General features: G+C 62.4%; 1 pseudogene. It reads right to left on the bottom strand.

Annotated elements, in window-relative coordinates:
• Positions 1–255: pseudogene (locus AB3X96_RS42885) on the bottom strand (IS110 family transposase); the annotation flags it as partial.

Genomic DNA, 255 nt, shown 5'->3' with positions numbered 1-255 from the left:
CGGTATAACGAACACCGTGGGAGAGCAGAAAGGACTTGACCCGCTGACGCGCGTGTTTGAGATCCGCTTTGGCGGTAGCCCACGCCCGGGCCAGATCCCGGAATGCCTCATCTTCGACGCCCGGCACATAGACTGACGAGAGATCACCTGCGCGCAACGAGCGCACGAGTTTGAGGGCGTCGCGGCGGTCGGTCTTGACCCGCTCGCCTGGTTTCCTCGGAATCAGCGACGGGGCACATACCATGCAGTCGAATC

The sequence above is a fragment of the Paraburkholderia sp. BR13439 genome, from assembly GCF_040948805.1.
GTDB classification, from domain to species: domain Bacteria; phylum Pseudomonadota; class Gammaproteobacteria; order Burkholderiales; family Burkholderiaceae; genus Paraburkholderia; species Paraburkholderia youngii.
Note: the sequence above shows the minus strand (reverse complement) of the source record. Positions and strands in the feature narration are given on the sequence as shown.